Source organism: Luteimonas sp. FCS-9 (genome assembly GCF_001014645.1).
Classification (GTDB): domain Bacteria; phylum Pseudomonadota; class Gammaproteobacteria; order Xanthomonadales; family Xanthomonadaceae; genus Luteimonas.
Genome location: NZ_LASZ01000001.1, coordinates 221,245 through 245,724, shown reverse-complemented (window position 1 = coordinate 245,724; position 24,480 = coordinate 221,245). Strand labels below are relative to the sequence as shown.

The 24,480-nt window shown below is 72.9% G+C and carries 24 protein-coding genes and 1 riboswitch; of the genes, 15 read left to right on the top strand and 9 right to left on the bottom strand.

Annotation, left to right across the window (positions count from 1 at the left end; translation table 11 throughout):
* Window positions 1-15 precede the first annotated feature (15 nt).
* From lepB to recO, 5 genes are all read left to right on the top strand, one after another.
* Window positions 16-810 (top strand): signal peptidase I, encoded by a 795-nt coding sequence (gene lepB / locus WQ56_RS01175; protein WP_047135217.1) that lies wholly within the window; start codon window positions 16-18, stop codon window positions 808-810.
* A gap of 27 nt (window positions 811-837) precedes the next feature.
* A complete protein-coding gene (locus WQ56_RS01170) occupies window positions 838-1,218 on the top strand; it encodes a DUF4845 domain-containing protein (RefSeq protein WP_047135216.1) in 381 nt (126 codons plus the stop codon).
* Complete coding sequence (gene rnc / locus WQ56_RS01165) at window positions 1,202-1,885, top strand: ribonuclease III (protein ID WP_047135215.1); 684 nt, start codon at window positions 1,202-1,204, stop codon at window positions 1,883-1,885. The genes WQ56_RS01170 and rnc overlap by 17 nt, the downstream gene beginning before the upstream one ends.
* Before the next feature lie 62 nt (window positions 1,886-1,947).
* Window positions 1,948-2,856 (top strand): GTPase Era, encoded by a 909-nt coding sequence (era, locus tag WQ56_RS01160; RefSeq protein ID WP_047135214.1) that lies wholly within the window; start codon window positions 1,948-1,950, stop codon window positions 2,854-2,856.
* Between the two features lie 95 nt (window positions 2,857-2,951).
* Window positions 2,952-3,683, top strand: coding sequence for a DNA repair protein RecO (recO, locus tag WQ56_RS01155; protein ID WP_052772751.1), 732 nt, complete (start codon window positions 2,952-2,954; stop codon window positions 3,681-3,683).
* 12 nt (window positions 3,684-3,695) lie between these two features.
* Here recO and WQ56_RS01150 read toward each other — a convergent pair whose 3' ends face one another.
* A complete protein-coding gene (locus WQ56_RS01150; protein WP_197076395.1) occupies window positions 3,696-4,424 on the bottom strand; it encodes a response regulator in 729 nt (242 codons plus the stop codon).
* 34 nt (window positions 4,425-4,458) lie between these two features.
* On the opposite strand from WQ56_RS01150, the gene WQ56_RS01145 reads away from it, so the two are divergent.
* From WQ56_RS01145 to WQ56_RS01105, 9 genes are all read left to right on the top strand, one after another.
* Window positions 4,459-6,501 (top strand): hypothetical protein, encoded by a 2,043-nt coding sequence (locus WQ56_RS01145; protein ID WP_047135212.1) that lies wholly within the window; start codon window positions 4,459-4,461, stop codon window positions 6,499-6,501.
* 35 nt (window positions 6,502-6,536) lie between these two features.
* Window positions 6,537-7,130, top strand: coding sequence for a YdbL family protein (locus tag WQ56_RS01140; RefSeq protein WP_047135211.1), 594 nt, complete (start codon window positions 6,537-6,539; stop codon window positions 7,128-7,130).
* Between the two features lie 621 nt (window positions 7,131-7,751).
* Window positions 7,752-9,089: a 23S rRNA (uracil(1939)-C(5))-methyltransferase RlmD gene (gene rlmD / locus WQ56_RS01135; protein ID WP_047135210.1), complete on the top strand. Its 1,338-nt coding sequence runs from the start codon at window positions 7,752-7,754 to the stop codon at window positions 9,087-9,089.
* Between the two features lie 4 nt (window positions 9,090-9,093).
* Complete coding sequence (locus tag WQ56_RS01130; RefSeq protein ID WP_047135209.1) at window positions 9,094-9,597, top strand: CYTH domain-containing protein; 504 nt, start codon at window positions 9,094-9,096, stop codon at window positions 9,595-9,597.
* 38 nt (window positions 9,598-9,635) lie between these two features.
* Window positions 9,636-10,319 (top strand): DsbA family oxidoreductase, encoded by a 684-nt coding sequence (locus tag WQ56_RS01125; protein ID WP_047135208.1) that lies wholly within the window; start codon window positions 9,636-9,638, stop codon window positions 10,317-10,319.
* 88 nt (window positions 10,320-10,407) lie between these two features.
* Complete coding sequence (gene nagZ / locus WQ56_RS01120; protein WP_047135335.1) at window positions 10,408-11,388, top strand: beta-N-acetylhexosaminidase; 981 nt, start codon at window positions 10,408-10,410, stop codon at window positions 11,386-11,388.
* The gene (locus WQ56_RS01115) at window positions 11,385-11,945 is read left to right on the top strand and encodes a hypoxanthine-guanine phosphoribosyltransferase (protein WP_047135207.1); all 561 of its coding nucleotides are present in this window, start codon (window positions 11,385-11,387) and stop codon (window positions 11,943-11,945) included. The genes nagZ and WQ56_RS01115 overlap by 4 nt, the downstream gene beginning before the upstream one ends.
* Before the next feature lie 167 nt (window positions 11,946-12,112).
* Window positions 12,113-12,868, top strand: a complete 756-nt coding sequence (locus WQ56_RS01110; protein ID WP_047135206.1) for an S-methyl-5'-thioinosine phosphorylase — start codon at window positions 12,113-12,115, stop codon at window positions 12,866-12,868.
* Window positions 12,869-12,960: 92 nt separating this feature from the next.
* Window positions 12,961-13,167 carry a cold-shock protein gene (locus tag WQ56_RS01105; protein WP_047135205.1) on the top strand — a complete coding sequence of 69 codons (207 nt, stop codon included), beginning with the start codon at window positions 12,961-12,963 and terminating at the stop codon, window positions 13,165-13,167.
* A gap of 994 nt (window positions 13,168-14,161) precedes the next feature.
* Here the strand turns inward: WQ56_RS01105 and dld are convergent.
* The 8 genes from dld to WQ56_RS01065 form a co-directional block, all read right to left on the bottom strand.
* Window positions 14,162-15,877 (bottom strand): D-lactate dehydrogenase, encoded by a 1,716-nt coding sequence (gene dld, locus WQ56_RS01100; RefSeq protein WP_047135204.1) that lies wholly within the window; start codon window positions 15,875-15,877, stop codon window positions 14,162-14,164.
* A gap of 10 nt (window positions 15,878-15,887) precedes the next feature.
* A complete protein-coding gene (lldD, locus tag WQ56_RS01095; RefSeq protein WP_047135203.1) occupies window positions 15,888-17,030 on the bottom strand; it encodes an FMN-dependent L-lactate dehydrogenase LldD in 1,143 nt (380 codons plus the stop codon).
* Between the two features lie 11 nt (window positions 17,031-17,041).
* A complete protein-coding gene (gene lldR / locus WQ56_RS01090; RefSeq protein ID WP_047135202.1) occupies window positions 17,042-17,845 on the bottom strand; it encodes a transcriptional regulator LldR in 804 nt (267 codons plus the stop codon).
* Window positions 17,842-19,530, bottom strand: a complete 1,689-nt coding sequence (gene lldP / locus WQ56_RS01085) for an L-lactate permease (protein WP_047135201.1) — start codon at window positions 19,528-19,530, stop codon at window positions 17,842-17,844. The genes lldR and lldP overlap by 4 nt, the downstream gene beginning before the upstream one ends.
* A gap of 246 nt (window positions 19,531-19,776) precedes the next feature.
* The gene (locus WQ56_RS01080) at window positions 19,777-20,406 is read right to left on the bottom strand and encodes an NAD(P)H-binding protein (protein WP_047135200.1); all 630 of its coding nucleotides are present in this window, start codon (window positions 20,404-20,406) and stop codon (window positions 19,777-19,779) included.
* Between the two features lie 139 nt (window positions 20,407-20,545).
* Window positions 20,546-22,411, bottom strand: coding sequence for a TonB-dependent vitamin B12 receptor (gene btuB, locus WQ56_RS01075; RefSeq protein WP_047135334.1), 1,866 nt, complete (start codon window positions 22,409-22,411; stop codon window positions 20,546-20,548).
* Window positions 22,412-22,545: 134 nt separating this feature from the next.
* Window positions 22,546-22,762, bottom strand: a riboswitch (cobalamin riboswitch).
* 53 nt (window positions 22,763-22,815) lie between these two features.
* Window positions 22,816-23,175 (bottom strand): TfoX/Sxy family protein, encoded by a 360-nt coding sequence (locus WQ56_RS01070; protein WP_047135199.1) that lies wholly within the window; start codon window positions 23,173-23,175, stop codon window positions 22,816-22,818.
* A complete protein-coding gene (locus WQ56_RS01065) occupies window positions 23,172-23,654 on the bottom strand; it encodes a GAF domain-containing protein (protein WP_047135198.1) in 483 nt (160 codons plus the stop codon). The genes WQ56_RS01070 and WQ56_RS01065 overlap by 4 nt, the downstream gene beginning before the upstream one ends.
* A 72-nt stretch (window positions 23,655-23,726) precedes the next feature.
* Between WQ56_RS01065 and bioD the strand changes: the two genes are divergently transcribed.
* Window positions 23,727-24,440, top strand: a complete 714-nt coding sequence (bioD, locus tag WQ56_RS01060; RefSeq protein WP_047135197.1) for a dethiobiotin synthase — start codon at window positions 23,727-23,729, stop codon at window positions 24,438-24,440.
* Window positions 24,441-24,480 lie beyond the last annotated feature (40 nt).

Sequence of the window (24,480 nt, the reverse complement as noted above, 5' to 3'; positions counted from 1 at the left end):
TCCAAAGGAGCCCTCATGAAATGGTTTGAGACCGCATTGGTTGTCCTGACGCTGCTGACCGGCGTCATCTGGCTGCTCGACCGGCTGGTGCTGGCGAAGGCGCGCGCGCGCAGGGGCGGGTTGATCGAGGCGAAGGAGCCGGTCCTGGTGGACTACTCCAAGGCCTTCTTCCCGGTGCTGTTCGTCGTGCTGATCCTGCGCAGCTTCGTCGCCGAGCCGTTCCGCATCCCGTCGAGCTCGATGATGCCGACGCTGCTGATCGGCGACTTCATCCTGGTCAACAAGTTCAGCTACGGCATCCGCCTGCCGATCACCAACAAGAAGGTGATCGAGATCGGCGAGCCGGCGCGCGGCGACGTGGTGGTGTTCCGGCCGCCGCAGCATCCCGACCAGGACTGGATCAAGCGCGTGATCGGACTGCCGGGCGACACCGTGGAGTTCCGCGACAACCAGGTCTTCGTCAACGGCACGCCGTTCGGCTACGAACGCCTGGGCCGCTACGAGGGCGTGGGGCAGGGCGCGGAGATGACCGGCGCCTCGCTCTACGAGGAAACCATGCCCGACCGCAGCCACCAGATCCTGCACATCGACGAGGCCGCGCCGTTCCACATGGGCGAGGGCACCTACCAGGTGCCGCAGGGCCACTACTTCGTCATGGGCGACAACCGCGACCGCAGCGACGACGGCCGCTTCTGGGGTACGCTGCCCGAGACCCAGCTGCGCGGCAAGGCGTTCCTGATCTGGATGAACGTCGATTCGCAGGCGCCGGGCTGGGTCGACTGGGGCCGGATCGGCAGCGGCATCCGCTGACCGGAAGGCGGGACGGAAGGGGGCATCATGAAACGCACGCAACGCGGCATCACCCTGCTGGGCTTCGTCGTCGTCCTGGCGGTCGTCGGCTTCTTCGCCTACGTCGGGATGAAGCTGTTCCCGATGTATTCGGAGTACTACAGCGTCCGCTCGGCGCTCAAGGGCCTGGCCGCCGAGCCGGGCATCGCGACCGCCGACACCGCGCGGATCCGCGAGCTGTTCTTCCGCCGGCTGCAGATCAGCTACGCGGAGAACGTCAAGCCCGAGCACGTGAAGATCACCCGGGTGCCCGAGGGCCTGCGCATGGACGTGCGCTACGAGGTGCGCCGGCCGATGATCGGCAACCTCGATGTCGTCGGCCGGTTCGAGGCCAGCCAGGCGTTCGTGGGCGATGGCGGGCGCGGTTGACCGCCAGCAGGGCCGGTTCGCGGGGTATGCGTTCCGTGACCCGGGGTTGCTGGCGCAGGCGCTGACCCACCGCAGCGCGGGCGCGCCGCACAACGAGCGGCTGGAGTTCCTCGGCGACGCGGTGCTCGGCGCGCTGGTCGCCGAGGCGCTGTTCGCGCGCTGTCCCGGCGCGGACGAAGGCACGCTCACGCGCGCGCGCGCCGAGCTGGTGCGCGAGTCGTCGCTGGCCGCGGTCGCGCGCGAACTCGACCTCGGCGCGCGGCTGGTGCTCGGCCCGGGCGAGATGAAGTCCGGCGGCCACCGCCGCGATTCGATTTTGTCCGACGCGCTCGAGGCGGTGATCGCGGCCGTCTACCTCGATGCCGGCCTGGAGACCTGCCGTGCGGTGGTGCTGCCGCTGTTCGAGCGCGCGCTCGCGGCGCTGGCCAGCGGGCGGATCGCCAAGGACGCCAAGACCCGGCTGCAGGAATGGCTGCAGGCCCGGCAGCGAGCCCTGCCGGTCTACGAACTGCTGGCCGAGACCGGCGAGGAGCACGCCCGCACGTTCGTCGTGCGCTGCGTGCTCGCCGATGCCGGCATCGCGGCCGAGGGCCAGGGCAGCTCGCGTCGCGCGGCCGAGCAGCAGGCGGCCGACGGCGTCGTCGCGCTGATCGAACGCGGCGCCTGAACGCGCCGGCGGCAGGGCGGCGCCGGCCGCCGGCCGCAGCGGGTTTTCCGTAGAATGCCGGGATGACAGATCCCCATTCCGCGCCCCATCGCGCCGGCTTCGTCGCCGTCATCGGCCGGCCCAACGTCGGCAAGTCCACGCTGGTCAACGCCCTCGTCGGCGCCAAGGTCAGCATCGTCTCCAACCGGCCGCAGACCACCCGGCACCGCCTGCTGGGCATCGCGACGCTGCCCGAGGGGCAGCTGCTGCTGGTCGACACCCCCGGCATCCACCGCGAGCAGAAGCGCGCGATGAACCGGGTCATGAACCGCGCGGCCCGGGGGGCGCTCGAGGGCGTGGACGCGGCGCTGCTGGTCGTGGTCGCCGGACGCTGGGACGAGGAGGACGCGCTGGCGTTCGACGCGCTGCGTGGTGCCGGCGTGCCGGTGGTACTGGTGGTCAACCAGATCGACCGGATGAAGGACAAGACCGCGCTGCTGCCCTATCTGCAGCAGGTCGCCGAGGGCCGCGAATTCGCCGGCGTGGTGCCGCTGTCGGCGCTCAAGCGCAACGGCCTGCAGCAACTGGTGTCGACGGTGCTGCCGCTGCTGCCCGAGCAGCCGGCGCTGTACGGCGAGGACGAGATCACCGACAAGAGCCAGCGCTTTCTGGCCGGCGAACTGGTGCGCGAGCAGTTGATGCGCCAGCTCGGCGCCGAACTGCCGTACGCGACGACCGTCGAGATCGAGAGCTTCACCGTCGACGGCGCGATGCTGCGCATCGGCGCGGTGATCTGGGTCGAGCGCGAGGGCCAGAAGGCGATCGTCATCGGCAAGGCCGGTACCCGGCTCAAGGAGATCAGCACCAAGGCGCGGCTTCAGATGGAGCGGCTGTTCGACGCCAAGGTGTTCCTGGAGACCTGGGTGCGCGTGCGCGAGGGCTGGTCCGACGACGAGGCGGCGCTGAAGGCGTTCGGGTACAGCGATTCGTAGTGCGTGATCGGTGATGCGAAAGGGCGGTCTCCCGTGACGGTTCGAGCGCTCCGGACGCCGCGTCCTCCACGCACGCATCCCCCCGCGTCGGTCGCATGCGCCTGATCGACTCCGCATTCGTCCTGCATGCCCGCCCGTGGCGCGAGACGAGCCTGCTGGTCGAGGTGCTGAGCCGCGAGCACGGACGGCTCGGCCTGATCGCGCGCGGCGTGCAGGGGCCGAAGAAGCACGTGCTGCGTGCCGCGCTGCAACCGCTGCAGCACGTCCGCCTGGAGGCCCAGCTGCGCGGCGAGCTGGCGCAGTTGCGCGGCGCCGAGGCGCTCGACGCCGCGCCGCGGCTGACCGGCGACGCGATCCTCGCCGGCTTCTACCTCAACGAGCTGGTGCTGCGGCTGGCGCCGCGGCAGGACCCGCTGCCCGAGCTCCACGATGCGTACGCGGCGGTGCGGGCGCGCCTGCGCGTGCCCGGCGGCCTGGCCTGGAGCCTGCGCCGGTTCGAGCGGGCACTGCTCGATGCGCTGGGCGTCGGCCTGCCGCTCGATACCGACGGCGACGGCCAGCCGATCGATCCCGCGGCGCGCTACCTGCTCGATCCCGAGCACGGCCCGCGCCGGCTGCACCTGGACGGCGCCGCAGCCTCGCGCAGCGCGGCGGCGACCGGGCGCGCGCTGCTCGCGCTGGCGGCCGACGCGGCGGCGCCCGAGACCGAGGACCTCGCCAGCCTGCGGCGCGCGCTGCGCGGCGTGCTGGCGCATCACCTGGGGCCGCGCGGCCTCAAGTCCTGGGAACTGGCGGCCGAGCTCGCGCAGCGCGGCGGAACGCGCTGACGCAGCTGCCGGCTACGCGGCCGCGAGGGTCGCGTCGATCGCGGCGAGGAACCGGTGCAGCGCCGCGTCCGAGTCGGGGGACGCGTGCAGCCCGGCCGCGGCCGCGCACAGCCGGTCGGCGCCGACGAAGCCGCAGCCGGCCCGCAGCTTGTGCAGCAGGCCACGCATGGCCGCCGCATCGCCGCGGCGCGCGGCCAGCACGATGCCGTCGCGCGCCTGCGGCAGTTCGCCCAGGAACAGGCCGCGCAGCGCATCGGCGTTGGCGGCGTTGCCGCCGACCGCGGCCAGCGCGGCGCGCGCATTCCAGACCGGCGCGCGTCCCGGTGCCGCCATCTCCATGCCCGCGTCGGCCGGGGGCGGGGGCGGGGGCGTAGCGGCTGGGCGGGTCTCGACCAGGCCGCGGATCGCGGCACGCCAGTCGGCGGCCGACAGCGGCTTGCTCAGCGCGATCGCGAAGCCGGCCGCGCGCAGGGCGTCGAGCGATTCGCGCTCGCGCGCGGCGGTATGCGCCAGCGCCGGCGTGCCCAGCCCCAGGGCGCGCAATCGGGCCAGCAGCTCGATGCCGCTGCCGTCGGGCAGGTTGGCGTCGATCAGCCAGGCGTCGTGCGCATCGGCGGCCGCCAGCGCGGGCGCGTCGGCGACCGTCCCGGCGACGTCGACCTCGGCCGGCAGCGCGGCGGCCGCGTCGAGCAGGAAACTGCGGCTCGTGGGGTCGTCCTCGACCAGCAGCAATCTGGGCATCGGTCGCTCCATGCGATGAAGGTATCCTGCGGCGATGGTCCGCCGCCTGCTGTCGATCCTACCGCTGTTGCTGGCCTGCGTGCCGGCGGCGCAGGCGCGCACTGCCGAGGCGCGGATCGCGCGGGTCGCGACTCCTGTGGCGACACTCGAGCGCGTCCGGCTGACGCTCGACTGGCCCGAGGACGCGCCGCAGGGCCGGCTGCGGCTGCGGGCCGGCCTCGTCGACGCCGGTGCACTGGGCTGGCGGCTGCGCGACGTCGACTGGCGGTGCCCGCTGACGCGGATCCGGCCGGAAGGCGCCAGCGTGCGGTGGCGCTGCGACGGCCCGGTCCGCGACGCCACCGGCGCCGCATTGCGGCTGTCGCTGGAGCTCGACGGGCAGGACCTCGATGCGCGCCTCGCGGACGGGGACGGCGCGCTGCAGCTGGCCCGGCGCGGCGCCGCGCCCGACCGCACGGCGATCGACCTGCGCAGCGTGCCGGTGGCCTGGGCGCAGGCACTGGTGCGCGAGGCCTGGGCGGCGGCGCAGTTGCGCGACGGCCGGCTCGACGGCGCGCTGTGGATCGACGCGCCGGCGGATGCCCCGGTCCGCATCGCCGGCACGCTCGCGGTGCGCGATCTCGCGCTCGACACCGAGGACGGGGCCATCGCGACCGAAGGCGTGGGCGCCGACCTGCGGGTCGACCTGCGGTTGCCCGACGCGGGTCCGGCCCTCCGGCTGGACGGTGCGCTGCGTGGCGGCGGGCTGCTGTTCGGTCCGGCGTATCTCGCATTGCCCGACACCCCGATCGCGCTCGGCCTCGACCTCGCGCGCAACGCCGCCGGAGACTGGGCGCTGCCGCGGCTGGCCTGGCACGACGGCGCGGCGCTGCGGCTGGACGGAACCGCGGCGCTGTCGCCCGAGGGCGGCCTGCGGACGCTGTCGCTCGTGGCGGCCAGCCGGGATGCCGCACCGCTGCCATCGCGCTACCTGTCGGGCTGGCTCGGCCCGGCAGGGCTGTCGGGCCTGACGCTGCACGGCGGCGTCGAGGCATCGCTGGCGCTGTCCGGCGGCGCACTGCGAGAGGCGGACCTGCGGTTGCGCGGGCTGGACGTCGGCGACGCCGAGGCGCGGTTCCGCTTCGACCGGCTCGACGGCGCGATCCGCTATTCGGCGCAGGCGCCGGTGCGCAGCGCGTTCGCCTGGCGGGGCGGGGCGCTGTACGGCATGCCGTTCGACGCTGCGGCCTGGAGCCTGGAGAGCGCCCGTGGGCGGATGCGGCTGCGCGAGCCGGTCGCGCTGTCGTTCCTCGGCGGCGAGATCGGCTTCGAGGCGCTGGCGCTGCAGTTGCCCGGCGACGACGGCGACGGGCAGGGCGGGGGCCTGCGCATGCGCACCGCGTTGCGGCTCGACGAACTGGACATCGGCCGGCTGGCCGCGGCGCTGGACTGGCCCGCGTTCGAGGGCCGGCTGAGCGGCCACATCCCGACGGTGCGCTACGCCGACAACCGGATCGACTTCGACGGCGGCCTGTCGATGCAGCTCTTCGGCGGTCGCGTCGACGTGTCGTCGCTGGCGATCGAACGGCCGTTCGGCGTCGCGCCGACGGTCAGCAGCGACCTGGCGATCGAGGCGCTCGACCTGCATGCGCTGACCGGCGTGTTCGGCTTCGGCAGCATCGAGGGCCGGCTGCACGGGCGCATCGACGGCCTGCGCCTGATCGACTGGACGGCGACCGCGTTCGACGCCGAACTGCACACCCTGCGCACCCCCGGCGTGCGCCAGCGCATCAGCCAGCGTGCGGTGCAGGACATCTCCAGCGTCGGCGACGCATCGTTCGTCACCAGCCTGCAGGGACGGGCGATCGCGCTGTTCGACGACTTCGGCTACCGCGGCATCGGCATCTCGTGCCGGCTGCGCAACCAGGTGTGCCGGATGGGCGGCCTGCGTTCAGCAGGCAACACCTTTACTATCGTCGACGGCGCGGGCCTGCCGCGGCTGGACGTCGTCGGCTTCAACCGCGACGTGGACTGGCCGACGCTGGTCGAGCGCCTGGCCGCCGCCGCAGGCGGCGACGTGGCCCCGGTCATCGACTGAGCGCCGCGCCCCGTATCGACACAGGAGAACACCCGATGGCGCGTTGGATGGGACTGCCGGCCGTGGCCGCGCTCGCACTCACGGCATGCGTGACGATCAACGTCTATTTCCCCGCGGCCGAGGCCAAGGAAGCGGCGCGCGAATTCGTCGAGAACGTGATCGGCGATGCGCCGGCCGCGCAGCCGCCGTCGACGACGCCGGGCGGCGGCATGGCCCAGCGCAGCCCGCGCTTCGACCCGTGGATGCTCCTGGGCATCGGCGCCGCGCACGCGCAGACCCCGGACGTCACGATCCGCACCCCCGCGATCCAGGCGATCCAGTCGCGCATGGAGCAGCGCTTCAACGGCACGCTGCGGCCGCACTTCGACTCCGGCGCGCTCGGCTTCGGCAGCAACGGGCTGGTCGTGGTCCGCGACGCCTCGCAGTTGCCGATCAAGGACCGGGTCGCGGTCAACACCGCGGTCGCCGACGACAACCGCGATCGCCAGGCGGTGTACCGCGAGATCGCCGTCGCCAACGGACATCCCGAGTGGGAGGCGCAGATCCGCGACGTGTTCGCGCGCCAGTGGATCCAGAGCGCACGCGCCGGTTGGTGGTACCAGCAGGGCGGGAGCTGGACGCAGAAGTAGGATCGTCCCGAGTGCGGGAATGGGTTTCACTTCGGAAGGGTAGCGGCCTGCCGGCCGGAAGCCGCTCTCCCCTCGGTCAGGACATCCTGTCCTGACTCGGGCGCGCGCCATCCATGGCGCGCTCGACGCGGCCACCGGCCGCCAGTCCGCTGCCATGGACGGTTGCAGTCCGACTTCGGGTAGACGCAGAAAGTCGTCTGGCTGAAGAAGTCGCGTGCTTCTCGGCCTCAGTGCGTCGTGCTGGTCGGGGATTGCGATAGCAGGCCAGGGATGGCCTGCGGCGGCGAGTCAGCCATGGGTGAGTGCGGGCTGCTCGCGCGGCATGCCGCGCAGCCCACACGAACGCCCGGCGTGCTTCGCCGGGCCGGACCGCGGAGCGGGCTGACCGAGCCGGGGAGCAGTCCCCGGCCGGCGCGATGCGCGCTCCGGAGAAGAACGCCTTAATGGAGTGAGCGTGAGCAAGATTCCCTTCGGAACGTGGTGAAGAATCAGAAGTAGTGGACTTCGGCACCTGATGGACGATCTGCGTCGGCGTATGTGATACCCGTCGCGCAGGCCCGGTCCGACAACGTGCCGGCTTCTGCGACAATACGCGGCCTTTCCGCCCGCAGCCTTCGCCACGTGGCCCGCAAACGCCTCGACCAGACCCCTTTCCAAGTCGACATCCTCGACTTGACCCACGATGGCCGCGGCGTCGCGCGGCTGCCCGACGGCAAGGCCGTGTTCGTCGCCGGCGCGCTGCCGGGCGAGCAGGTCGTCGCCCAGCGCACCGCGCGCTCGCGCAGCTTCGACGAGGCGGTGACGCTCGAGGTGCTGCGCGCTTCGGAGCACCGGATCGCGCCGCGCTGCGCCCATTTCGGCGTCTGTGGCGGCTGCGTGCTGCAGCATCTCGATGCCGAGCAGCAGATCGAGGCCAAGCAGCGCGTGTTGCGCGAAAACTTCGAGCGCATCGGCCACGTCACGCCGCAGCGCTGGATGGCGCCGCTGGTCGACCGCGCCTGGGGCTACCGCCGCAAGGGGCGCTTCTCGGTGCGGCGCGTGGAGAAGAAGGACAAGACGCTGGTGGGGTTCCGCGAGCGCGATCCGCGCTTCGTCGCCGACCTGCACGAATGCCACACGGTGATCCCGCCGATCGGCGCGGCGATCCCGGCGCTGTGCGCGCTGGTCGACGGGCTCGACGCCCGTGCCGACATCCCGCAGATCGAGTTCATCGCCGGCGACCCGACGGCCGAGTTCGACGGCGTGGCGCTGGTGTTCCGCCACCTGCAGCCGTTGGGCGAGCGCGATCTCGCCGCGCTGACCGCCTTCGGCCAGCAGCAGCGGATGGCGATCTTCCTGCAGCCGGGCGGCAACGACAGCGTGCACCCGCTGTGGCCGCAGGCGCCCGCGCTGTCGTTCCGGCTCGAGGCCTGGGACGTGGAACTGAAGTTCCGTCCGCTCGACTTCATCCAGGTCAATGCCGGCCTCAACGGCACGATGATCGCGCGCACGCTCGACCTGCTGGATGTCCAGCCAGACGACCGTGTGCTCGACCTGTTCTGCGGCCTTGGCAACTTCACGCTGCCGCTGGCGCGTCGCGTGCGCGAGGTTGTCGGCGTCGAGGGCGAAGCCGGATTGGTCGCGCGCGCGCGGGAGAATGCCGCGCACAACGGGCTGGAGAACGTCCAGTTCCACGCCGCCGACCTGACCCAGGACCAGCGCGGCGCGCCCTGGATGCGCCAGGGCTTCGACAAGCTGCTGCTCGACCCGCCGCGCTCGGGCGCGATCGACGTGCTGCGCCAGTTGCCGCTCGAGCGCTTCGGCCGCATCGTCTACGTCAGCTGCCACCCCGCGTCGCTGGCGCGCGACGCCGGCTATCTGGTCAACGAGCGCGGCTGGAAGCTCGCCGACGCCGGCGTGATGGACATGTTCCCGCAGACCGCGCACGTCGAGTCGATCGCGGTGTTCGAGAGGACATAGCGCCATGGCCTTGGAGATCGAACGCAAGTTCCTGGTGACCTCGGACGCGTGGCGCGCGGCGGCGCACGCGGTGGTGCCGATGGCGCAGGCCTATCTCAACGACATGGCCGCGCTCGACAGCGGTGCGCAGAAGGCGTCGGTGCGGGTGCGCATCGAAGGCGAGGCGGCGTTCGTGAACATCAAGTCGCGCGCGCTCGGCCACACCCGGCAGGAGTTCGAACTGCCGCTCCCGGTCGACGACGCGCACGCGCTGCTGGGGCTGTGCGTCGGCGGACGGGTCGAGAAGCGCCGGCACCTGGTGCGGCACGACGGCCACCTGTGGGAGGTCGACGAGTTCCTCGGCGACAACGCCGGGCTGGTCGTGGCCGAGATCGAGTTGGGCGCGCCCGACGAGGCCTTCGGGCGGCCCGACTGGCTCGGCGAGGAGGTCACCGATCGCAAGCGCTACTACAACCTCGCGCTGGCGACGCATCCGTTCTCGCGCTGGGACGCTGCGGAACGCGCCTGAGGCGAGCGCGACGCCGGTGCGCGGCGCATGATGCGGGCATGAGAATCGACATCTGGTCCGACGTCGTCTGCCCGTGGTGCTGGATCGGCAAGCGCCGGCTGCAGCGCGCCATCGCGCTGTTGGGCGACGACGCCCCGGCGATCGACATCCACTGGCATCCCTATCTGCTCGATCCCGACGCCGACGACACCCCGGTGCCGCTGCGCGAGGCGTATGCGCGCAAGTTCGACGGCGCCGAGCGCACCGCGCAACTGCTCGCGCAGATGCAGGCCACCGCACGCGCCGAGGGCCTGCCATTCGACTTCGACCGTGGCCAGGTCCGCGTGACCACGCTGCCGGCGCACCGGCTGCTGGCGCTCGCCGCGCAGGAAGGCGACCCCGACGCGGTCGGCGAGGCGCTGTTCCACGCGCACTTCGCGCAGGGGCGCAACCTGGCCGATGTCGAGGTGCTGGTCGAGGTGGGCACCGCCGGCGGGCTGGACGCGGCGCGCGTGCGCGGGCTGCTGGCCGGCGACGAGGGCGAGGCGGAGGTGCAGGCGCGGATCGCGCAGGCCCAAGCGATGGGCATCCGCGCGGTGCCGACGTTCGTCGTCGACGGGCGGCTGGCGGTGCAGGGTGCGCAGCCGCCCGAGGTCCTCGCCGCGACGTTGCGCCGGGCGCTCGACGCCGCCGTCCCGCCCGCCGCGCCCGGTGCGGTCTGCGGTCCGGACGGCTGCGCCTGAACGCGGCGGCGTCTGCCGCCGGCGCCGCGCGTGCATCTGCGACAATGCGCGTCCGCGCCGACCGGCGCGCTCGATGGAGACGTCCGCAATGCTCGTGATCGGCGTGGCCGGCACCGAACTCACCGCGCAGGAGCGCGACTGGCTGCAGCACGATGCCTGCGCCGGCGTGATCCTGTTCAAGCGCAACGTCGCCTCGCGCGCGCAGGTCGCCGAGCTCGCGGCCGCGATCCGCGAGGCCGCGCCGCGTCCGCAGCTGGTCTGCGTCGACCAGGAAGGCGGCCGCGTGCAGCGCTTCGTGGAGGGCTACACGGCCTTGCCGGCGCTGGCCGGCTTCGGCGCGCAGTACCTGGCCGATCCCGACGCGGCGCTCTCCGAGGCGCGCGCGCACGCGCGACGCATGGCCGGGGAAGTGCGCGGCAGCGGCGTCGACCTGAGCTTCGCGCCGGTGGTCGACGTCGGCCACGGCAACCTCGCGATCGGCGACCGGGCGTTCTCGGAGGACCCGCACGTGGTCGCCGCGCTCACCCGCGCCTACGTCGAGGGCATGCACGAGGCCGGCATGGCGGCCACGCTCAAGCATTTTCCGGGCCACGGCTCGGTCCGCGAGGACACGCATTTCGACCAGGCGGTCGACCGTCGCAGTCTCGAGGACATCCGCGCGCACGACCTGGTGCCGTTCGTCGCCGGCATCGACGCCGGCGCCGATGCGGTGATGCTCGCGCACGTGATCTACCCGCAGGTCGCGCCCGAGCCGGCCGGCTATTCGCCGCACTGGATCGGGACCATCCTGCGCGGCGAGCTCGGCTTCCGTGGGGTCGTGTTCTCCGACGACATCGGCATGGCCGCCGCGTTCTCGGCCGGCGGCGTCAAGGCACGCGTCGATGCGCACCTCGATGCCGGCTGCGACGTGGTGCTGGTCTGCCACCCCGAACTCGTCGCCGAATCGCTCGCCGCCGTCGAAGGCCGCGCCCTCAACACCATGGCGCTGACCGGCCTGATCGGTCGCGGCCCCCTCGGCTGGGACGGCGCGCTCGCCGCGGCCGCCCCGCGCAACGGAGACATCGCATGAACATCCCCCGGCTCGACGACGTGCTCGACAGCGCGGATCTGCTGTTCGACCGCGACGCGCTCGACGAGGCGATCGAGACGATGGCCGACGGCATCGCCGACGCCTACGGCGACGACGAGGTGCCGCCGCTGTTCGTCACGGTGATGCACGGCGGCATGCCGTTCGCCGCGCAGCTGGCGTTCGCGCTCGGCGAGCGCGACGTCGACCTGCAGTTCGACTACCTGCACGCGACCCGCTACCGCGGCGCGACCACCGGCTCGGGCCTGGCCTGGCTGCATCGCCCGGCGACGCCGCTGCAGGGCCGGCGCGTGCTGCTGGTCGACGACATTCTCGACGAGGGCCATACGCTCAAGGCCGTGCGGCACTGGTGCGAGAACCAGGGCGCGAGCGAGGTCCGGGTCGCGGTGCTCGCGGTCAAGGTGCACGACCGCTGCGTCGAGGGCGTGGAGGCCGACTACGTCGGCGTCGAAGTGCCCGACCGCTATGTGTTCGGCTACGGCATGGACTTCCACGAGCAGGGGCGCAACCTGCCGGGGATCTACGCGCTGGCCGAGTGATCGCCGGCGCGGCGGTCCGCAGGGCCGTCGCGCCATCGGGCCCCGTCGCGGTACGTCGGCCTCGCGCACCACTGTCGCCTGCATGCGTGCGCGCTCGCTCCTGGAAGGACCGGGCCAGGCGCTATCATCGCGGTCCCGCGTCGCCCGGCGCCCGACGAGAGACCCCGATGACCGCATCCATCGACCTGGCCGTGATCGGCGGTACCGGGCTGTACGCGCTGGCCGAGCTGCAGGATGTCGAGACGCACCAGCCGGTGACGCGCTACGGCGGGCTGTCCGGGCCGGTGCGGGTCGGCACGCTGGACGGTCGCCGCGTGGCGTTCCTCGCGCGCCACGGCGAGGGCCACTCGGTGCCGCCGCACCGGGTCAACTACCGCGCCAACCTCGCGGCGCTGCAGGCGCTCGGCGCCGCGCGCGTGCTCGCGCTCAACACCGTCGGCGGCATCACCGAGCATTTCGGCCCGCGCGTGCTCGCATGCCCGGACCAGCTGATCGACTACACCTGGGGCCGGGTGTCGACGTACTGCGAGGAGGAGGGCAGCGAGGTGCTGCACGTCGATTTCGGCAACCCGTACACGCCTTCGCTGCGGCGGGCGATCGTCGCGGCGGCCGGGCGCGCGGGCGTGGCGCTGGTCGATGGCGGCTGCTACGGCGCCACGCAGGGGCCGCGGCTGGAGACCCGGGCCGAGATCGCGCGCATGCGCCGCGACGGCTGCGACCTGGTCGGCATGACCGGCATGCCCGAGGCGGGACTGGCGCGCGAACTCGGTCTCGACTACGCGTGCCTGGCGATCGTCGCGAACTGGGCGGCCGGTGCCGGCCCGCAGGTCGACGAGGTCATCACGTTCGAGGACGTGCTGGCCAACGTGGCCGCGGCATCGGCCGGCATTCCCCAACTGGTGCGCGCGCTGCTCGCGGAGTGATTGCAACGCGGGCTGAATGCTTTGCATACTCGGCCCGTCGGTCGTCCCTTGCAGGCCGCCGGCATCACGTATCCAGACGAGGTCAGACGTTCATGCAATACGGCACAGTGAAGTGGTTCAACGATGCGAAGGGATTCGGGTTCATTGCGCCCGAGGACGGGAGTGCGGATGTGTTCGTGCACTTCTCGGCGATCAACTCGACGGGCTTCCGGTCGCTGCAGGAGGGGCAGCGCGTGAGCTACGAGGTGACGCAGGGACCGAAGGGGGCGCAGGCCTCGGGCGTCGCACCGGTCGCCTGACCGCGCGCACGCAGCAACGCGAAGCCCCGCGCAAGCGGGGCTTTTTTGTGGTCGCGGCACTCGGCAGGCGCTGGACGTGGTGCGATGGCGGGCCGGAAAGCGGGATACGGGGACACTGCTGGGTGCGATGACGCAGTCTCGATGTCGAGCACCGCGAGCGAGGCTGATGGTGCATCGTGGGCGCCTGCCGGGTACCGCGCCCAGTCGCGGCCCGATATCCGCTTGGTGGTCACGGCACCCGGCAGGCGCTGGACACGGTTGCGACGGCGGGCGGGAAACCGGGGTACGAGGACACTGCTGGGTGCGATGACGCAGTCTCGATGTCGAGCGCCGCGAGCGAGGCTGATGGTGCGTCGTGGCGCCTGTCGGGTACCGCGCCCAGTCGCGGCCCGATATCCGCTTGGTGGTCACGGCACCCGGCAGGCGCTGGACACGGTTGCGACGGCGGGCGGGAAAGCGGGATACGAGGGCACTGCTGGGTGCGATGACGCAGTCTCGATGTCGAGCGCCGCGAGCGAGGCTGAGGGTGCGACGTGGGCGCCTGCCGGGTACCGCGCCCAGTCGCGGCCCGATATCCGCTTGGTGGTCCCGGCACTCGACAGGCGCTGGACGCGGGTGCGATGACGGGCCGGAAAGCGGGATACGAAGAAGCTGACGCGCCGCGATCTCGTTATCGGATGCTGCGATCGAGGCCAATGGCCTGTAGGAGCGCGCTTGCGCGCGAGGCGATTGCTCGAACACCTGTCGCGCGCGGGCGCGTGCCCACAGATTGTGCTGACCAGCCCCAGGGGCCGGGGGACGATCGTGGGCGCCTGCCGGGTACCGCGCCCAGTCGCGGCCCGATATCCGCTTGGTGGTCACGGCACCCGACAGGCGTTGGATACGAATGCGATGGCGGACCGGAAGGCGAATATTCGATTGCGGTCGACAGGCGCTGGACTTGGTGCGATGGCCGGCCGGCAAGCGGGGTGCACTGTGTGGGTGCGACGCGCGGTCAATGCGGGCAGTCGCAGTCGGTCCAGTGCGCGCCCTTGGGGGTGTGGCCGATGCCGGGGTTGAAGCTGTTGGTCGGGTCGAGCGTGCGGTAGAACGCGGCGAGCGTCGGCTTGGCGGGATAGAGGTGGCCGACGTTGTGCTCGGCCGGGTATTCGGCGCCGCGCGCGTCGAGCAGGGCCCACATCGCATGCTCGATCGCCAGTGGGTCGTGGCCGGCCTTGACGATGTAGTCCTGGTGGAACACGTGGCACAGGAAGTGCCCGTAGTACAGCCGGCCGGCGAGTGCCGAGTCGATGTCCGGCGGCAGCGTCTCGACCCAGTCGCGATCGTCGCGGCGCAGCGCGATGTCGAGCGCGACGATGTCGGCGACCTCGCGTCGGTGCGCCTCGCGGTAGCGGACCGCCGCGCTGGCGATCGCGAAGCGATGCAGGAATGCCTTGCGGCCCTCGTCGGCGGTGCAGCGGAACCAGCTGCCCGACGTGCGTGGGGCGAAATGGCGGTCCAGGAACCCCTCGGTCGCCGCGGCCTGCGCCGTACCGACCTTGAGCAGCAGGTGGTGGGCGTAGCGGTCGCGGAAGTCGCGCAGCCGGCGCGGCAGGTGATCGGGCAGCAGCGACACCAGCGCCTGCAGCGCCCGGTCGCTGGCGCCGCGCAGGCCGACGCGCTCGAGCAGGCCGTCGACCCGGCTCTTGCACGCGAACGCCGCCGGGACCTTGTCGGTGCCGAAGCGGTCGATCAGCAGGAACACGTCCTTGCCGTACCGCGCGCCGATGTCGAACGCGTCGCGGTGGACGTACTCGCCGGCGATCGGCAATTCGTCCAGGCCGGTCAGCAGATAGCGGCGGATCGCGGTGAGATCGTCGGGATCGTTGCTGCCGACATAGAGCACCGTTGCCGGCTCGCGCGGGAAGGTGTCGAGCCGCACCGCGAACACCGCCAGCCGGCCCGCGGACCCGGAGGCCTCGTGCAGTCGCGAGGGATCTGCGTTGTAGCGCGCCGGCGTCGGCGCGTCGACGTCGCGCACGTCCTGCGCGTAGCGCCGGTCCGAGGCCGCGCGGTCGGGCGCGGGGTCGACGTCCGCGGGGCCGTAGTCGCCGGCCTCCAGCCGCGCGAGCACCGTCTCGGGATCCTCGCCCAGGTCGATGCCCAGGTGGTTCACCAGCCGCAGCGCGCCGTCGGCGCCGCGCTGCGCGTACAGCGCCAGCTCGGTGTAGGCCGGCCCGCGGCGCACCAGTGCGCCGCCGGAGTTGTTGCACACGCCGCCGAGCACCGAGGCGCCGATGCACGACGAGCCGATCACCGAATGCGGCTCGCGGTCGAGCGGCGCGAGCGCCTTCTCCAGCCGGTCGAGCGTCGCGCCGGGCAGGCAGACCACCTGGCGGCCGCCGTCCAGCAGCTGGATGCCCGCGAGCCGCCGGGTGCTGACCAGCACGATGCCGCGGTCGTAGCCGTCGCCGTCGGGCGTCGAGCCGCCGGTCAGGCCGGTGTTGGCGGCCTGCATGATCACGATCGCTCCGGCGTCGACGACGGCCTGCAGCACGCGCCACAGCTCGACCAGGCTGCCGGGGCGGGCGACCGCGAGCACCGGGCCGTCGCCGAACCGGTAGCCCTTGCGGTAGCGGCGCGTCGCGCGCTCGCCGCTGAGCACGTGGCTGCGGCCGACGATGCCACGCAGTCGGTCGAGCAGGGCGGGGGCGTGCGTGCGGGTGGTCATCGCAACGTCCTCATCGCGGCGGCGCGACCAGCGCGTCGCGGCCGATCGCAGCGATCGTGCGCGAGCCGGTCAGCGTCATCGCCACGCGCATCTCCTTCTGCAGCAGGTCGAGCAGGTGCTCGACCCCCGACTGGCCGGCCGCGGCCAGGGCGTAGACGAACGCACGGCCGAGCAGCACCGCGTCGGCGCCCAGCGCCAGCATCCGCACGATGTCCAGGCCGTTGCGCACGCCCGAGTCGGCGAGGATCTTGAGCGACCCGCCCACCGCGTCGGCGATCGCCGGCAGCGCGTGCGCGGTCGACAGCACGCCGTCGAGCTGGCGCCCGCCGTGGTTGGAGACCACGATGCCGTCGGCGCCGAAGCGCACCGCGTCGCGGGCGTCGTCCGGGTCGAGGATGCCCTTGATGACCATCGGCCCGGTCCAGAACGCCCGAATCCACTCCAGGTCCTTCCACGAGATCGACGGGTCGAAGTTCGCGCCCAGCCAGCCGATGTAGTCGGCCAGCCCGGTCGGCGCGCCGCGGTAGGCGGAAATGTTGCCCAGGTCGTGCGGCCGCCCGTGCAGGCCGACGTCCCAGGCCCAGCCCGGATGCGTGGCGGCCTGCCACAGGCGCCGCAGCGCCGCGTTGGGACCGCTCATGCCCGAGTGCGCGTCGCGGTAGCGCGCGCCGGGCGTGGGCATGTCGACGGTGAACACCAGCGTGGTGCAGCCGGCCGCCCGCGCGCGTTCGAGCGCGGCGCGCATGAAGCCGCGGTCGCGCAGCACGTACAGCTGGAACCACATCGGCCGGTCGATCGCCGGCGCGACCTCCTCGATCGCGCACACCGAGACCGTCGAGAGCGTGAACGGGATGCCGCGCGCGGCCGCCGCGCGGGCGGCCTGCACCTCGCCGCGGCGCGCGTACATGCCGGTCAGCCCCACCGGCGCCAGCGCTGCGGGGAAGGCCAGCCGCTCGCCGAACAGCTCGGTCGACAGGTCCAGCTCGGCCATGTCGCGCAGCACGCGCTGGCGCAGCGCGATGCCCTCCAGGTCGGCGACGTTGCGGCGCAGGGTCTGCTCGGCGTAGGCGCCGCCGTCGATGTAGTGGAACAGGAACGGCGGCAGCCGCCGCCGGGCGGCGGCGCGGTAGTCGGTCGAGGCGGAGATGATCATGGCGGGGGCTTTCAGCTGTGCGACGGCGGCAGGCGCGAGGCGCGGGTGCGGCGCGCCTCGTTCTCGTCGAGCTCGCGCAGCGAGGTGTGCACGAACTCCAGGTGGGCGTGGGCGGCGGCGCGGGCCCGCTCGGGATCGCCCGACAGCACGGCGTCGCGCATTTCCCGGTGCTGCACCGACAGCGGCTCGAACGTGCGCGGCGACAGGTAGAGCTTCTCGCGGCTCTGCGAGATGTTGGTCTGCAGCAGGTCGAACAAGCCGCGCATGACCTGCAGCAGCACCAGATTGTGCGAGGCCTCGGCGATCGACAGGTGGAACGCGGCGTCGGCGCGCGCCTCGCCGGCCGGATCGTCGTGGCCGTGCACGGCCATCATCGCGTCGAACGCGCCGGCGATGCGGGCGCGGTCGTCGTCGGTGGCGCGCAGCGCGGCATGCCACGCGGCCATGCCTTCCAGCCCGTGCCGGATCTCGAGCACGTCGTAGCGGTACTCCGGATCGCTGCGGAACACGCTGACGAACGGCTGCAGCGGCTCGACCACCCGCGGCGCCGCGGCGTCGCGCGCGCACAGGTAGGTGCCGCCGCCCTGGCGCGCATGCAGCACGCCCTGGCTGGCCAGCTGCGCGATCGCCTCGCGCAGCACGGTACGCGACACGCCCAGCTCGAGCGCGAGCGCGCGCTCGGCCGGCAGCCGGTCGCCGGCGCGCAGGCCGCGCTCGTCGATCAGCGCCAGCACGCGCTCGGCGACCTGGTCGGACAGGCGCGGACGGCGTGCGCCGATGGTTTCGGGACGGGTGGCCGGGGAGGGCGCGCTCATCCGGGAATCATCCATGTCAGCACGTGCGCCTGCAGCGTGGTGATGAGGCCGACCATCGCCGCGAAGATCAGGCTGTGCTTGACGGTGAAGCGGAACAGGTCCGACTCGCGCCCGGCCAGGCCGACCGCGGCGCAGGCGATCGCGATCGACTGCGGCGAGATCATCTTGCCGGTCACTCCGCCGGTGGTGTTGGCCGCGACCAGCAGCACCTCGGGCACGCCGATCTGCTGCGCGGTATTGGCCTGCAGCGCGGCGAACAGCGCGTTGGCCGAGGTGTCCGAGCCGGTCAGGAACACGCCCAGCCAGCCCAGGAACGGCGAGAAGAACGTGAAGGCGTCGCCGGTGTGGGCCAGCGCGAGCGCCAGCGTCGCCGACAACCCCGAATAGTTGGCGACGAACGCGAACGCCAGCACCATGCCGATCGAGTAGATCGGCGTGCGCAGTTCGCGCAGCGTCTCGCCGAACGTCGACAGCGCCTGCGCCGGGCGCATGCGCAGCAGTACGATCGACACCAGCGCCGCGAACAGGATCGCCGTGCCGGTGGCCGAGAACCAGTCGAAGCGGTAGATCGCGTCAAAGGGCAGGGGCTCGGGGGCGATCGGCGGGGTCTTGTCGACCAGCCGGTGCAGGAACGGCACCGGCACCGCGAGCACCCAGCTCTCCAGCGCGCCGCCGGGCGCGAACAGCGCCTTGAACGGCTTGACGCTCCAGATCGACACCATCGCGGTCAGCACGATGAACGGCGACCAGGCCTTGACGATCGCGCCGGGCGAGTGCCGCGCGGCATCCGTCGGCACCGCCGCTGCCGTGCCGGCGGGGACCGCCGGTGCGGCGTCCGCGGCGTCGGGTGCGAAGCGGAAGATGCGGCGCGGCTGCCAGACGCGCAGGAACAGCGTCAGGCACACCAGCGAGGCGATCGCCGAGGTGATGTCCGGCAGTTCGGGGCCGATGTAGTTCGAGGTCAGGAACTGCACGATCGCGAACGAACCGCCGCCCACCAGCACCGCCGGCCAGGTCTCGCGGACGCCGCGCCAGCCGTCCATGATCGCCATGACCCAGAACAGCACGACGATCGTCAGGAACGGGAGCTGACGGCCCGCCATCTGGCCGATCTCGAACGCCTCCAGCCCGGTGACCTGGCCGGCGACGATGATCGGGATGCCCATCGCGCCGAACGCGACCGGGGCGGTGTTGGCGATCAGGCACAGGCCGGCCGCGTACAGCGGCTTGAAGCCCAGCCCGACCAGCAGCGCCGCGGTGATCGCCACCGGCGCGCCGAAGCCGGCCGCGCCCTCGAGGAACGCGCCGAACGCGAAGCCGACCAGCAGCATCTGCAGTCGCTGGTCCGGGGTCACCGACAGGATCGAGGCGCGGATGATGTCGAACTGGCCGGTCTTGACCGAGACCTTGTAGACGAACACCGCGCCGATGATGATCCACGCGATCGGCCACAGGCCGTACATGAAGCCGTAGGCCGCCGACGCGAACGCCCGGTCGACCGGCATGCGGTAGAACAGCAGCGCGACGCCGAGCGCCAGCGCGACAGTCAGCGTGCCGGCCAGCCAGCCCTTGAGCCGCGCGACGACCAACGCGAAGAAGAAGAAGGCGATCGGGATCAGTGCGATCGCACTGGAGATCCACAGATTGCCGGCAGGATCGTAGATCTGCGGCCAGGCCTGTTGCATGCGCACTCCCGGTGAGGGGCAGACCCGCATCCGGCGGATCTTCGGAAATTGGTCATACCATTGTCTGGAATGATTGACCGGAGCGCGGCGATTTAACCCCTTGAGCCAGGCGATGGTCAACGAGACCAAAGTACTAGGCGCATATTGGTGTGACCAATTGGCGCGGAGCATCGCGTGGATGTACGGACGGCCGCCGGCAGAACCGCCGCGTCCGGCGTCGTGCGCCGCCAGGCGCGCAGGGATCGGTCAGCTTCGGCCGATGAACGGTCTGCACCGCAGGAAGCCGCCGGTCTCCAGGCATTCGACGACGAACGCGGCGACCTCGTCCCGGGTCACGGCCCTGAGCTGCAGGTCGTGGGGCACCTCCAGCACCGCCTGCCATGCCCCGCGTCCGGGACGTGCGGCGAACGGCGCGGGCCGCACGAGCGTCCAGTCGAGGTCGGCCCGTTCGATCAGCGCTTCCTGCCGGTCCTTGTCGGCATACCGATGGCGGGTGACGAACGGAAACACGATGCGGTTGTAGAACCAGCCGCCGTGTCCGCGCGTGTCGCCCGCGCCGACGCCGGTGATCGCGACCAGACGCCGCACGCCGGTCTCCCGCATCGCGGCGATCGTCGCGCGCGTGGCATCGGAGAACAGCGTCGTCGGGCCCCGCCGGTCGACGCCCAGGCTCATCACCACGGCCTCGTGCCCGCGCATCCGCGCGGCCAGGAACCGCGCGTCGTCGGGCCGGCCGGCGGCGACGTCGACGCCCGGCACGGCGCGGATCCGGCCCGCAGTGCGGCTCTGCGCGGTGACGCGATGTCCCCGCGCCACCGCCTGGGCGACGACCCGGGCGCCCACGCCCCCCGATGCACCGATGACGAACACCCGCATGCCCAGTCCCTCCCGCGATGACGGCTTGCAGCCGGGCCCAGTGTGGTCGACGCCGCGGCGATCGGCCAGGCGCGCGGGTCCGGTCGCCCGCCGGCGCGCGGGCCGGGACAGGCACGCAGGGCGCCCGGCGTGCCGCGGCTCAGCGGGCCGTCGGCTGCCAGCGCAGGGCCAGGCCGTACTCGCGGCCGGGCTGGCGATACCACGCGGCCGTCTCGTAGTCCTTGTCGAGCAGGTTGGTGGCCCGCGCCTCGAGCGTCCAGTCGGCCGCGAACGTCCACGCCGCGCGCAGGTCCACCGTGCCGTGCCCGGCGAGCCGGGTCGTGTTCGCCGCGTCGTCGAAGCGGCCGCCGGCCGCGCGCAGCGTGGTGCCGACGCGCACGGCGCCGAAGCTGCGGTCGACGTCGAGCCGCCCGCTGTTGCGCGCGCGGCGGGCGAGCATGCGGCCGTCGTTGGCGCCGCCGCTGCGGTCGCGCGGGTCGACGTGGCTCAGCTCGGTGGACAGGTCCCAGCCGGCCAGCGTCGTCGCGAACGTCAGCTCGGCACCGCGGATGCGCGCCTGCTGGATGTTGGCCGGCACCCAGGCGCTGTCGAGCACGATCAGGTCGTCGACGCGGCTTTCGAAGACGTCGAACGACCAGCGCCACGCCCCGCCGGCCTGCGCCAGTCCCAGGTTGGCGGTCTTCGCGCGCTCGGGGTCGAGGTCGGGGTTGCCGCTGCCGAACGGGTAGTACAGGTCGTTGAACGTCGGCGCCTTGAAGCTGGTCGCCGCGCTCGCGTTGAGTCGCAGGCCGTGGGCCAGATCCAGGCCCCAGCCCAGGCTGCCGGTGGTGTGGCCGCCGAACTGTTCGTTGTCGTCGTGGCGCACGCCGGCCTCGACGAGGTGCGCGCCGAAGCGGGCCGCGTAGGCGGAGAACACCGCGAGGTTGCCGCGCGAGGTCGCCGCGTAGCCGGTCGTGCTGTCGATCTCGTCGGACATCCAATCCAGGCCCATCGACAGGCGCTGCGCCGGCGCGAGGCCGAAGTCGGCCTGCACCGAGGCGGTGTCGCGGCGGGTGTCGAAGCGGCTGACGTCGGTGCGCACGCCGGTGCCGGCGTCGCGGAAATGGTTCGTCGCCCGGTCGTCGTTGCGGCCGACCCGCACGGTCAGCGCGACCGCGTCCGACGGCGCGTACACCAGCGTGCCGCCGGCGACCTGCTGCACGACGTCGGCCTCGTTGCCGCCGAACGCGCTGCCGTCGTACTGGGTGAACGCATCGGCGCGCAGCGCGTGGCCCTCCAGTGTCAGGCCCTCGGCCAGCTCGACGCCGGCGCGCAGGTTCAGCGAGCGGTTGCGGTAGCCGTCGCGGTCGGGTTCGTCGACGTAGCAGCCCTGGAACAGCGCCTCCGAGCCCCGGCAGGCGTCGATGCCGTCGGTGCGCTGGAACGCCGCGTCGACCCCGAACCAGCCGCGGCCGCGGCGTCCGCCGATGCCGGCGCTGGCTTCGCGCAGGCCATGGCTGCCGGCGCCGATGCGCGCGTGCGGGACGATCGCGCCCTCGTGCCGGCGGGTGAAGATCTGGATCACGCCGCCGATCGCGTCCGAGCCGTACAGGCCCGAGCGCGGGCCGCGGACGATCTCCACGCGCTCGATCTGGTCGACCGGCAGGTCCTGGATCGCCGCCAGCCCCGCGGTCGCCGAGCCGATGCGCACGCCGTCGACCAGCACCAGCACGTGGTCCGACTCGCTGCCGCGCATGAAGATCGAGGTCAGCTTGCCCGGCCCGCCCTGGTTGGCGATCTGGATGCCGGCGCGGCCGCGCAGCAGTTCGGGCAGGTCGCGCGCCTGGCTGCGCTCGATCTGGGCGCGGTCGATGACCTGCGCCGGCACGAGCGTGTCGGCGAGCTTCGTCTCGACGCGGTCGGCGGTGACGAGCACGGCGTCGAGCTCGCCGGGCGCGGGCGCGGCGAGCGCGGATGGCGCGACGAGGGCGGTGGCGATCGCCACGGTCAGGGTGCGGAACGGCATTGCGGTCTCCTTGCGCGCGCGCATCGGGCGCGCGGCGACGGTCTGGCGGGCGAGGATCGCGGGAGCGGGCACGCACGGGCCGTCGTCCAGGCGCGGACGCGCCCGGAACGTCGCCGCGATGCCCGCCGCATCGCAATCAGGTGGAACTCCGTGGCCGGTCTCCGGACTCGCGCGTGGGCCTTCCGGCCCGGCGCCGCGCCTTCCCGTGCACGGCACAGTGGCGAGAGGCGACGCTTGGACACGCTTACCGTTGCGGGGGCAGTGCCGGAATGGGGCCCGCATCGCGGCGCCCGTCACCGGCTTCCCGTTTCAACCCGGGCAGGCCGGGTCACCGCGAAGCAGGCGCGATTGTACGCCAGCGTCCGGCACGGACGGCGCTCGTCGCCGCGGCGCGACAGGCGCGCTCAGCGCCCGGAATCGTCGGGCGTGGCGGCGTCGCCGGTCCCCGCGGCGGCGTGCACGGTCGTCGTGACCGGGCCGGCTGCGGTCCGCGCGCGCGGGTCGGGCAACTGCGCGGTCGCCGCCTCGGCGGCCTCGGTCAATTGCAGGCGCCGCGCCTCGGGCACGTCCTGCCAGTGGCAGTCGAGCAGCGCGCCCTCGATCGAGTAGAGCAGGTTGAGGCTGGGCCGGAACCCGGCCCGGCGCACGCGCACGAAGGCCTCGACCGCGCCGGCTGCCGCGAGGTCCTCGCGCGTGCGCAACCCCACCTGGCGCAGCCAGGCGGCGGAGCGGGGGCCGATGTTGCGCAGCCGCGGCGTCGTCACCGTGCGTGCTCGACGTAGAGCTGCGCCAGCGTCTCCAGTCCGGCCTGGTCGTCGGCGTCGAAGCGTGCCGGCAGCGGGCTGTCGAGGTCGAAGACGCCGATCAGGCGGTCGCCGTCGGCCAGCGGCACGACGAGTTCCGAGCGCGACGCGGCATCGCAGGCGATGTGGCCCGGGAACGCGTGCACGTCGTCGATGCGCTGAGTCCGGCGGGTGCGCGCGGCGGCCCCGCACACGCCCTTGTCGAGCGGGATGCGCACGCAGGCCGGCAGGCCCTGGAACGGACCGACGACCAGCTCAGTGCCGTCGTAGAGATAGAAGCCGACCCAGTTGAGGTCGGGCAGCGCGTGGTAGACCAGCGCCGAGAGGTTCGCGGCGTTGGCGATCGGGTCGGACTCGCCGTCGAGCAGGGCGCGAGCCTGCGCCGCGAGCGCGGCATACTGGTCGGCCTTGCTGCCGCTCAGAGGTGTGGAGGTGAACATGTCGCGCAGTGTAGCAGCGGGGTCGCGCCCGCCCGGCCGCGTCGGTCCGAGGGGCCCGAAGGGCGCGCCGGCATGAGCGCGCGGACGTTCCTGGTCACCGGCACCGACACCGGCATCGGCAAGACTCACGCCAGCGTGGCGCTGCTGCATGCGCTGCGCGCGGACGGCCGGCGCGCGATCGGCATGAAGCCGGTCGCCAGCGGCTGCGACTGGCAGGACGGCGGCTGGCGCAACACCGACGCGCTGGCGCTGCAGGCCGCCAGCCGGCCCCGTCCGGACTACGCCGACGTCAACCCGGTCGCGCTGCCCGAGGCGACGGCGCCGACGCTGGCCGCGCGCGCTGCCGGCGTGGTCGTCGACGTCGCGGCGCTGCACGCAGCGCATGCGCGGCTGGCGTCGGCCGCCGACGTGGTGCTGGTCGAGGGCGCCGGCGGCTGGGACGCACCGCTGGCCGACGGCCTGGAACACGCGGACCTGGCGCGGCGGCTGGGCGGCGCGGTCGTGCTCGTGGTCGGACTCCGGCTCGGCTGCCTGAGCCACGCGCGGCTCACCGCGCGCGCGATCGCGGCCGACGGCTGCCGCCTGGCCGGCTGGGTCGGCAATCGCATCGATCCTGGCTTCTCGCGCGTCGAGGACTACATCGGCCTGCTCGAGGCGGCGCTGCCGGCGCCGTGCCTGGGCGTGCTGCCGTTCGTCGGCGATGGCGGCGATGGCGGCGGCCCGGACGCCGCCGCGCTCGCGCTCGACCCGGCCTGGATCGACGCGCTTCCGCGCCCGGGCGCCTAGGCAACGTCGGAGGATCGCCTAGGCGGCGCAGGCACCCGCG